At 43.9% G+C, this 10,523-nt stretch carries 10 protein-coding genes; 1 reads left to right on the top strand and 9 read right to left on the bottom strand.

Features of this window, described 5'->3' with window-relative positions:
- A partial coding sequence (locus PHR02_RS11605) for a DUF1705 domain-containing protein (protein ID WP_299992253.1) occupies positions 1–497 on the bottom strand: 497 nt, incomplete at its 3' end.
- Positions 498–627: 130 nt separating this feature from the next.
- On the opposite strand from PHR02_RS11605, the gene PHR02_RS11600 reads away from it, so the two are divergent.
- The gene (locus tag PHR02_RS11600; protein ID WP_299992251.1) at positions 628–2,529 is read left to right on the top strand and encodes an LTA synthase family protein; all 1,902 of its coding nucleotides are present in this window, start codon (positions 628–630) and stop codon (positions 2,527–2,529) included.
- Between the two features lie 200 nt (positions 2,530–2,729).
- Here the strand turns inward: PHR02_RS11600 and rpsI are convergent, their stop codons facing one another.
- The 8 genes from rpsI to PHR02_RS11560 all read right to left on the bottom strand — a co-directional run.
- Complete coding sequence (gene rpsI / locus PHR02_RS11595; protein WP_299992249.1) at positions 2,730–3,119, bottom strand: 30S ribosomal protein S9; 390 nt, start codon at positions 3,117–3,119, stop codon at positions 2,730–2,732.
- 9 nt (positions 3,120–3,128) lie between these two features.
- Complete coding sequence (rplM, locus tag PHR02_RS11590; RefSeq protein WP_015654640.1) at positions 3,129–3,551, bottom strand: 50S ribosomal protein L13; 423 nt, start codon at positions 3,549–3,551, stop codon at positions 3,129–3,131.
- Positions 3,552–3,632: 81 nt separating this feature from the next.
- Positions 3,633–6,335, bottom strand: coding sequence for a RecB-like helicase (locus tag PHR02_RS11585; RefSeq protein WP_299992248.1), 2,703 nt, complete (start codon positions 6,333–6,335; stop codon positions 3,633–3,635).
- A complete protein-coding gene (locus PHR02_RS11580; RefSeq protein WP_299992246.1) occupies positions 6,325–8,667 on the bottom strand; it encodes a PD-(D/E)XK nuclease family protein in 2,343 nt (780 codons plus the stop codon). The genes PHR02_RS11585 and PHR02_RS11580 overlap by 11 nt, the downstream gene beginning before the upstream one ends.
- Before the next feature lie 116 nt (positions 8,668–8,783).
- Positions 8,784–9,290: a FixH family protein gene (locus PHR02_RS11575; protein WP_299992244.1), complete on the bottom strand. Its 507-nt coding sequence runs from the start codon at positions 9,288–9,290 to the stop codon at positions 8,784–8,786.
- Complete coding sequence (locus tag PHR02_RS11570) at positions 9,283–9,987, bottom strand: 3-dehydroquinate dehydratase (RefSeq protein WP_299992243.1); 705 nt, start codon at positions 9,985–9,987, stop codon at positions 9,283–9,285. Before PHR02_RS11570 ends, PHR02_RS11575 begins: the two co-directional genes overlap by 8 nt.
- A gap of 121 nt (positions 9,988–10,108) precedes the next feature.
- Positions 10,109–10,315 (bottom strand): DUF4006 family protein, encoded by a 207-nt coding sequence (locus PHR02_RS11565; protein WP_299992241.1) that lies wholly within the window; start codon positions 10,313–10,315, stop codon positions 10,109–10,111.
- Positions 10,316–10,325: 10 nt separating this feature from the next.
- Positions 10,326–10,523 (bottom strand): c-type cytochrome (locus tag PHR02_RS11560; protein ID WP_299992239.1); only part of this gene is annotated, 198 nt, incomplete at its 5' end.

Genomic DNA, 10,523 nt, shown 5'->3' with positions numbered 1-10,523 from the left:
AATACAACCAATGCAATACCCAACGCTACCCCTAATAGTTTAACTTTCTCTATTAATACTGCTTTGATCCCATTATCTTGAAACAATACTCGATAAATTAAAATCGAAGGGATCACACCGATCAAAACCACATATAAAATCAAGGTGGCACTAAAGAGATCGGCAGATTCATTGAGATTCGTTTGAAGTACATTCTCAATCATATGGGTATCGATTACCACATCGTAGGTATCCATAAAATAGGCAACGAATGAGGATACTAATAGAATGATGATTAAAAAAGGTTTTGTAGCATGTCCCCATGATAATAACGTTAGCAGTATCACACTCACGCTGAGCGATAAAACTGCAAGCGACGTTATAAAAGGAAGTGTACTCCATGAAAGAGGATATATATCAATAACGTGTTTAAAAAATGCCATATTGGCAACTAGGGTCAAAAAAAATGCTACCGTAAGAATGACTTTCCATTGCGGTACTTGAGTAGATTTAAACATTGTGAACACAGGATCTCCAAAAAATAAGTGTCGAATCATAATCTTCATGAGACAACCATTCGTAAACGCTTACTATTATCCATACTTATTCTATAATTGCGCATCACTCAATTATTAGGGACCTGACTGTATGCTTCGTGAACTCTTCAAAATTTACCTCCTCTTTATCGTACTCTTTTTTCTTGGACGACTTGGACTCTATGGTCTTTATTTCGATCGTTTGGAGGACATTAGCTTTGCTGAATCGCTATTATCGTTTTTATACGGTTTAAAACTCGATACGATGACCACCTCAATCATCCTCGTTATCCCAGTACTTTTACTCGCGATTACACCTCAAATTTTAGCTAAATATATTGCTCATTTCCTCAATGGCTATGTTCTATTTTTTCTCCTTATTGCCCTTTACATCGAAAATGCTACTTTCCCTTTTGTCGCCCAGTATGATGTACGTCCCAACTATCTCTTTATCGAATATCTCAAATACCCCAAAGAAGTAATATCAATGATCCTCAAAGAGTATCCGATGCAGCTTATAGTTGCGCTGGGGATGTTGATTATTGCAGGATGGGCATATCTTCGTTTCTCACCGCTTCGTCTGGTTGAAACGATACAAACACCCCTATGGAAACGGCTTCTTTTGTTTCCGCTTATAGTTGTCATTCTTTTCATCGGTATCCGTTCTTCGTTCGGTCACCGTCCTGCTAATATCTCCGATGCCCTCTACAGCACAAATCGTATGGCAAATGAGATTGCTAAAAATTCTCTTTACTCAATCGGATATGCCTATAGAAGCTATACAAAAGAGGAAAGTCTTGTCAAACCTTATGGGAAAATGGAGCTTTCCGAAGCTTATGCACGGGTAGGAAAGAAACTCGCCTTAAATCCTAAACAAGAATTCCCATTCAATCGACTTGAACCCACCCATTTTAGAACTGAAAATCCTAAAAATCTTGTCATATTTATCCAAGAATCCATGGGAAGCCAATTCGTCGGATTCAGCGGCGGGGATGCCACTATCACCCCTAACCTCGAAAAGCTTTCCCATGAAGGGATAGCCTTTAGTAATCTCTTTAGTAATGGAACCCGCAGTATTCAAGGATTAGCAGGAATGAGCTCAGGCTATCTCCCACTTCCAGGAGAGGGAGTTGTCAAACGAAATAAATCCCAAAGCGATTTTTTTACGGTTGCCACTTTGCTCAAACCGTTGGGATACAAATCGAGCTTTATTTACGGCGGGGAAGGTCGATTTGACAATATGCGCAGCTGGTATATGGGGAACGGGTTTGATGAAGTGATCGAACAAAAGGATTACCAAAATCCGAGTTTCGTCAGTACATGGGGGGTCAGTGATGAGGATTTAGTCCTCAAAGCGAATGAAAAGTTTAAATCCCATGCCGAAAAAGGGGAAAAGTTTGTCTCGATTATGTTCTCATCATCAAATCATTCACCGTTTGAATTACCGGATGGTAAAATAGATTTTATCTCTGGAAAACCAAAATATGGAGTTGAAAACGCTGTCAAATATGCCGATTTTGCTATCGGTCGTCTTTTTGAACTCGCGCGTAAAGAGTCATACTATAAAGATACTGTTTTTGTTGTCGTTGCCGATCATAATGTACGTGTCTACGGAGATGATATCATTCCGGTTAATATGTTCCATATTCCGGCACTCATCGTCGCAGATGGGTTAACACCTCAAAAGTTTGATACACTTTCATCTCAACCTGATGTTTTAGCGACAGCACTTGATTTGATCGGAGTAGATTTGAGCTATCCGGTACTTGGTCACTCAATCTTCAGCAACAAAAAACAAGAAGTGGCTTTTATGCTGTTCAATGATATGTTTGCATTACGTGATCGTAATGATATAGCTATTGTACAACCCAATAAAGAAGCACTAACATTTGTCTATAAAAATGATCGACTTATACCTGCTGCACACAATAAAGAACTTGAAAAAGACGCATTAGCTTTTATTGTTGTTATGGACGATATGTATAATAAAAAGCTGTTTCGAATCGCTCATTAATATCATTAAGTTATCGTTAGTGATGAGCTCACGTGCCCTTTAGGGTATGTCGAAGCATGAATAAATAATTCCCTTCTACAGGCTCAGGGCGAACGGAAGTATAGATATGTATATCAATCTTGAGAATAGAAAGTAATCTGCAAAAAAAGAAGAAAGAGTAGAAGAAAATTTCTTCCCAAAAGAAGGGAAGAAGCAAACGATTAACGTTTTGAGAATTGAGGAGAACGACGTGCTTTACGTTTACCCGGCTTCTTACGCTCAACGATACGAGCATCGCGAGTAAGCATACCGAACGGTTTCAAGATAGCACGGAAAGATGGATCAAATGTGCAAAGTGCACGAGAGATACCATGACGAAGTGCATCAGATTGTCCAGAGAAACCGCCACCCATTGTTGAAGCAGTGATATCAACTGATCCATCTTGTTTAGTCAAAGAAAGCGGTTGAGTAACACGCAATTTTTTTGCTTCAAGACCACCCAACCATGCGTCGAGTGAAAGACCGTTTACAGTGATTTTACCTGTACCCGGAGCAAGCCATACTTTAGCGATCGAAGATTTTCTTCTTCCGGTTGCATACGTTTTTGCCATTATTTATCCTTACTTAGCAATCTGTGCAGAGTGAGGATGTTCCGCACCGGCATAGACTTTTAGTTTTTTGATCATCGCGCGACCCAATTTTGTTTTAGGGAGCATACCGCGAGCTGCAAGTTTGAAAACTTTTTCTGGGTTAGTAGCCAAAAGTTCTGTAAATTTTTCACTTTTTACGTTACCGAAGTAACCTGTGTGACGGTGGTATGTTTTAGTAGCAGTTTTGCCGTTACCGTTAATAATCGCTTTTTCAGCATTAATGATAACAACAAAGTCACCACAGTCGATATTTGGGGTAAAATAAGGTTTATCTTTTCCGCGAAGACGAGTAGCAACATCAGTCATAATACGACCGAATGTTTTCCCTTCCGCATCGATCAAAACCCATTTACGTTCGATTTGCTCAGGTGAAGCAATTTTAGTAAATTTCATCTTGAGTCTCCTTTTAAAGTCTCTATAAATAGTGGCGAAATTGTACCCTTTTAAACTTATAATCTGCTGAAATTAAGTTTTTTATAAGCACTTAACCCATTCGATCCGATCCTCTAGGAGATAACACAAATATCCCTCGACCTCCTCATTGTTCATTGAGCGTATCGCCTCAGCGTAACGATTGATCTGTTCGGTGTGTTTGGCTTCCTCTTCACGTCCGCTTTTATAATCGATGATTTTCCAGCCGTTTTCACCCCTCACCAACAAATCGATCACCCCTAGATTTCCGCTATGGCGTATCATCTGCTCTTTGTAGCGATCCCCTTGAATCAGTCTGCCAAAGCGTTCATCGTCTATTAAACGAGCAATCCGCTTTTCGATCTCCTCCATTGCACTGGGTTGAAGAAACGCACCGTAACGGTTACGGGTCGATTCGAGAGAAACCTTCAGCGATTCGTGACTAAACTCTCCCATCATCTCCAGCGTGTAGTGCAGTGCCAACCCAAACTGTACCGCCGCATAATCATGTGTTGCTTCTTTAAGAGAACTCGGTTTCTCTTCTTGTCGACCGAACGAAAGGGATTTAAAATTCAAAGACTTTTGCACGATCGGCACATCAGTGTGATGCGTTTTTATCTCCAAACTCCCCCAATGAGCCGGTGTAAGTTCGAGAGGGTCAAACCATGAGTTTTTTGTTTTCGCGATAACACTGAGTGATTCCACCGCGCGGGTCAGGGCGACATAGAGAGCATTGAGCTGATCCTCTCCTGCAGCTTCTTTTTCGGCTTCGAGTGCTCTTGCGTAGAGGGGATCGAGTAATTCACGCCCTTTTATCCGATAATGCATTCCGCGAAGCACCGCCCCCTCATATTCATAGACTATCGCATCGTTACGGCTCCGAGGGGTCCCTAGACGATCAAGGACAATAACGTGCTCAAACTCCAACCCTTTGGATTTATGCACCGTCATGATCCGAATCCCCCGCATATCGCTTTGGGGCGAAGTGCTCTCGAGCCGGTCAATCTCGAACACCACCTCTTCGATGTCTCGGTAGCTTCGCAATGCTTCGATAAACATCAATGCGCTCTTATCGGCAATCCGAAATCGTTTGATAAACGCGATTACAGTGCTGTTTACTTCCTCTACACTCAAGCGCTCTATGCTTTGACTCTCCACCCCCAACAGTGCGGCGCAGTTGGAGCGGTAAATCGACTCGCCGAAATAACAATAGCGCAGATACTCGATGATGGCGCGGACACTTCGCTGTGCGATGAGGCGTGCGGTCGTCTCGGTCACGACGTCATATCCACGCCCACTGAGTACCTCTTCCACCGCACTCCCGTCTTTGTTGGTCGCGGTCAAAATAGCGATCTCTTCGGGTGCGGCACCCTGAGTGATCAACAGTGCGACCCTCTCGCTCAGCGATTCGAGCAGATCATCGCTATAGAGAACCTCGACATACCCTCCGCTATAGCTTTGCGGGCTCTGCTGAGGGATATACCCTTTGATTTTCCCCTCGAAAGCACGATTTACAAAATGGACAATCTCACTGCGGGAGCGGTAGTTCACCTTGAGCGGTTCGAGCTTCACATCAAACAGCTCCGCTACCTGATGAAAGAGGGCACTCACCCCACCGCGAAAACGGTAGATCGATTGTTTCACGTCTCCGACGAAAAAGAAGCTCCCCCCCTCGTTCACCCCCACACCGGAACGGATCTCTTCGATCAACGGACGGAGGATGTCAAACTGGATAACACTGGTATCTTGAAACTCATCAAGGAGGAGGTGCTTGAGGCGTGAATCGAGGCGAAAATAGAGAAACTCGCTCTCCAGTTTTTCCCTCAGCAGCGTATGGACGTTGAGGGTTATATCATCGAAACTGAGTTCATTGCTCTGCGTTGCCATACTTTGTCGGCTTTTGATATAGAGTTTGAGCACGGCAAACAGCTCTTTGAAATAAAGCACCTCGCGACGGCGCATTTGTGAAGCAACGGCACGCTGCAATTCATGGAGGAGTTCATCCATTCGCGGCTCATACGTTTTTTTAAAATCCCAGTACTCCATACTCGGTTTAAAGAGCCACGTTTTTTCCAACAGCTCCTCATAACTCTCAAACTCCATCGTTTTTCGGGCGCGATCACTGAGCGGTTTTGAGAGGCTCAGCTTTGAGAGTTCACGAGCACACTCTAACGCATACCCTATTGACTCCTCCGGAGCATCTACCCCATCGTAACGCTGAATATCGAGCTCTTTGTATTTGGAATAGAGGGAGGAAAGGAGTGTGAAGAGGTCCCCAAGCCGTTTATCGCTCAATAACGAGAGGTGAACCAGCGCCCCAGTTGCTTGTGACACCTCCACTTCATTCAAAAATCGCTCCAACAAGGCGCTCTCATGATGGTTTTGGACGGTTTTAAACGTCGGCATCAACCCCGCATTGAGGGCGAATTTACGCAAGATTCGACCGAAAAACTTATCCAACGTCGAGATTTGAATATCGGAGCGGAGAAACCTCGATAGAACGTTGGGACGCTCTTGTAAAATTTCCTCTTCGCTCATCCCGCAAAGGCGCGCGATTTGGGGAAGTTCACTCCGCGTGGGCAACTCTTCGAGGGTGAGGATGATCCGCTCCAGCATCTCGTTCGCCGCTTTATTAGTAAAGGTCAATGCCACGATCGACGAGGGTGCCTCCCCCATAAAAAGCAAACTCAGATAACGGACAACGAGGTTAAACGTCTTACCGCTTCCCGCACTCGCCTCATAGGCCAAAAACGGTTCAAACTCCACGCATCACCTCCCGATGACAGAGGTAGGTGTAGGGGCAATGACGACATCGGCTCAAATCCTCGCACATCTCCCAGCTCCATTGTTTTTGAAATGCCATTTGAGCCAAAATTTCGCGCAATTTGGCGATTTTTGCCTCTAAAAACCGCTCAAACTTCAACTCACCACTCCCCAAATCATAATAACCGCAAGCTCTCACCTCTCCGAGCTCCCCTGCTAGCAGTGCGTAGACACTGAGCTGATAATCGACATCGCTCTCTTTGGGTTCTTTATCGGTTTCTGGATACTTGCCGCTTTTATAATCGATCACTTCGAGTTTCCCGCCGTTTTCATCGATGCGGTCGATCCGACCTGTGAGTCGTATCCCCTCTACCTCACAGCTCACCTCTTTTTCACGGTAAAGTACCCTCACCCCTGAGGCAAAACGAGAGACTTCGCACTTATAAAAATCTTCCAGCTTATCGATCCACAACCGCTTCATATAACGCTCCAGCGGGTCATCGCTGTGTTTCTCTTCCCATAATCTGCTAATAGAGTCTTTGATCGCAGAGTGTTCCAAGTAGCGATCATTCTCGGCATAGAGCTTATCCAAAACACTGTGAAGCTCATTACCGATATCGCGCTCCTGCGACAAGTCACGCGGCAGTTCATGCTCTCGGATATGAGCGATATAGCGATAATAAAAGGAGCGTTTACAGCTCAAAAAGGTTTTTATCCCGCTTGCCGAGAGGGGGTGTGCCGTAAAATCGTATTCTCCCTCTATCACTCCGACATGCCGCTCATTAAAGTGAGGGGTCGGAAATAATACCTCTTCATATCGGTATGCGGCAGGGGTGCTTTTGATCCCCAATTGGAGTAAAAAGCGAGACGGCACCGACTCGGCATTTTGGACACACCCGATTGCCACTTTTTGTGCGCGGTTACACACCATAGCGTAGTAATGTTTTTGGAGCGATTCGCGATCATGGGCGCTCGGCAATCCGGCGTACTCGCGGGTTTTCGTGTTTAAAAAGAGATCTTTTTCGCTCTTGTGCGGAACATACCCCTCATTAAAATCGACAATCACCACCCCATCAAATGCAACTCCCCGTGTCTCCAACAGCCCCATCACCGTTACCTTGCCACCTCGTACATCGTCGATGCTCCGCTGGCGCAAGCGATTCATAAAGATTCGCAATACCGATCTAAACTCCATCTGCTCCAGCGCATGGGAGAGATGGCTAATATGTTGGATCTCATCGCGGATGATCTCGAGTGAGCCTTCATCGGCATCATCGAACATTAAAATCAACTCTTCGAGATCGCCTAAACGAAACTTTTGCGGATAATGGATTTTGAACCACTCTATCGTGGTACTTTTGATATTTCGTATCCGCTCGCGGTTCAATACGTTCATCTCATCCAAAAAGAGGGTAATACTCTCGATCTCACGATAGAGGGCGCTGTTAGAAAACGGCTCCCCCATCGCGAAGTTGAAATTTCCCTCTGTATCGAACTCTTTTAACATCTGCGCCGCATCTTCATCGGGCAGTATGATGGCAATCTTCTCCGGTGCGATCCCCTCCTCCACAAACGCTTCAACCGAGGCTTTGATAAATCCGATTTGCGCCAGTCGGGTGTGAAACACTTCGCACGTAATAGCGCGATTCATATAAAGAGGCTTATCCGAGATGATCCGTATCTCACTGAGTGACAGCCGATACTCCCGAGCCTCGATGAGCTCAAACCCCATCTCCTCCAAACGTGCCGTCATTTTACGATTATACGCCGTCGTGTTGTACAGAAGTATTACTTCCAAATGTACGGCACACTCTCGTAGGAGCGCGATCTCATAGCGGCTCAAATACCCCTCGACCACAATCGTTATACTCTCATAGTTACGCAAAAAATCGTGTTGGATGGTCGTATGGCTAGAGTTAAATATCCTATCCGCCCACCCTTCACGTGCACATATCTCGCCGTATCGTTCGCGCAGTCTTGTAAGAATCGCGATATGCTCCTCGTACTCGCCGTACACATCTACCGCTTGGAGAGTTTCGACACTGACCTGCTCACTGGAAAGCTCCTCGAAAAATCGGAATAGATATTCGGAGTTTTGGATAAAACTGAAAAAGTTTCTCTCGATGTTTAGTGTACTAAAGGCTGAAAAGTCAGACGCTTCGTGCATCGCCAAAAGACGCAAATCCTCATCAGGGACGATTTTTCCCACCGCGACGTACGCACGGGAGAGAAATTCTCCCATACTCATCATGTGCGGAAGAAAATTCTCGGAGGAGACTGCAACTGACTCTCGAATACACCGCGAGGTAGGATAAACGATACACTCTTTACGCATCCAAAGTTCCTATAGTTTTTTAAATAATAACGAATTATTGATTGGATCTAAAAAATATGTCATTGTGAAAAGCATTGTAGGATATTTCCCCTAAAGGGGAGAAGAGAAAAAGAGTCTTAAAACTCCGAAGTGATCGGATTTCGTGTATCGGCTTTAATGTTGTAGTAACGCTGATCGCTGCCCACGGAGACTTTAGCCATAATATCCCATCGCCCTGCTTTAGGTAGATCAACCGGAGCAAAAGTATATTTACCCTCAGAAATAACAGGATTGGTCAGATTTTTATCAAACTCTTTTATGTCTGGACGGGTAAGAATAACTTCAATTTTCGCATCATTCACAGCGTTACCTGATTTATCACTCACTTTATACTCAATTATTGAAGTTTTCTCAGTGATTTGTGGCGTTAAAAAAGCAATCGTATAGTTTTGATCAAATGCAATCTTAGCGTTGATAATTTCATTTGCATTTGCATCATACTGATGATACCCTTGCATCCCGTAATTGGACAATTCAACTGGATTATTGAGTGCAACTTTTATCGTCCATACACAAGCACCGATAACACCGACAATAGAGAGTCCAATGATAATCGGCCATTTTGTTCCGGGATTTTTAAACATCCGAAGGTTCCTCTTTTCTACGCAAGTATTTTCCTCGCAAATATTTTAAAATAGCAAAAAGAATAATACCGTAAAAGATAACACGTAAAATATCTATAAAATTTTTACTTCCACTACCCGCAGATGAGCTTAAGGTAACGTTATGTTTAGCAGCGATCTGCTCAGCAACATCACTGTAACCATTGAACATAGCAACTGAGTATTTAGAGACTATTTCAGCCCCCTTGGCACGTTCTGCCAAAATCGGTAAAATCGTACCTCCTCGATTACTGATCAGTTCAGCAGCTTCATCATAGCTGCGTGCAAACATAACGGCACTTACCAGCGAACCCATAAAAGTTGCATTTGGGCTCAAAACTTGGGCTTTGTCAAAATATTCGTATAAAGAGACGGGACGTGCCAAAATATCAACTTTTTGTTTAAGTTCGATAAACGTCATAATTACCGCAGGCTCTTTAAACTCAGTTGAGATTTGTTTTTCGAAATCGGCAATACTCTGATTTTCATCGATATCACGTACCATTACTAAATAAAGCGATATGCCCGTTTTAGCTTTGAGTTCCGCACCAATAGCATTGATTTGCTCAGAAAATTGAGGATTTTTGACAACATCATCTTTATATAAATATTCAGCATGAAGAGAGAGTGAGAATAAAATGGTGAGGGTGAGGGCCGCTAGCCCTCGTGAGAGTAACAAAAGCTACCCTTAACCGACGTAAAGGTGATTTGGTGTTATCACCGCCCACAACGTTACCGCTGCAGAAACCACTAATGCGATTGTGATGAGTTTATCCATGATGCTTGCCATATTAAACTCCTTATTTTACATCAACACGATGTGAAGCATTATCAGTGCTGAACATCTTGATGTCTTTTTCATTTTCAACTTGGTAATAGTTCGCTGCACTGCCTTGTTGTACACCCAATCCCCAGACAGTCAAGCCTGCAAGGATAGAGAGTAGCAATACAGTCGCGATCAACATACCAGTAATACCGTCTAATGCAAAAATACTACGATTTTCCATTCGGCTCTCCTTATTTACTAAGATCGGTGACATAAGCACCAAGCGCTTTAACTTGAGCTTCTGTCAAGTTAGTGAAGGCAGGCATTGCACCAATAGAACCTTTTTTACCATGTTTAAGAACATTTGCAAGCAAAGTCGGATTGAAATCAGCAATGCTTGGTCCAACCATGTCGATACCTTTACCATCAACTCCATGACATGCAGCACA

This window comes from Sulfuricurvum sp., from assembly GCF_028688295.1.
GTDB lineage: Bacteria > Campylobacterota > Campylobacteria > Campylobacterales > Sulfurimonadaceae > Sulfuricurvum.
Note: the sequence above shows the minus strand (reverse complement) of the source record. Positions and strands in the feature narration are given on the sequence as shown.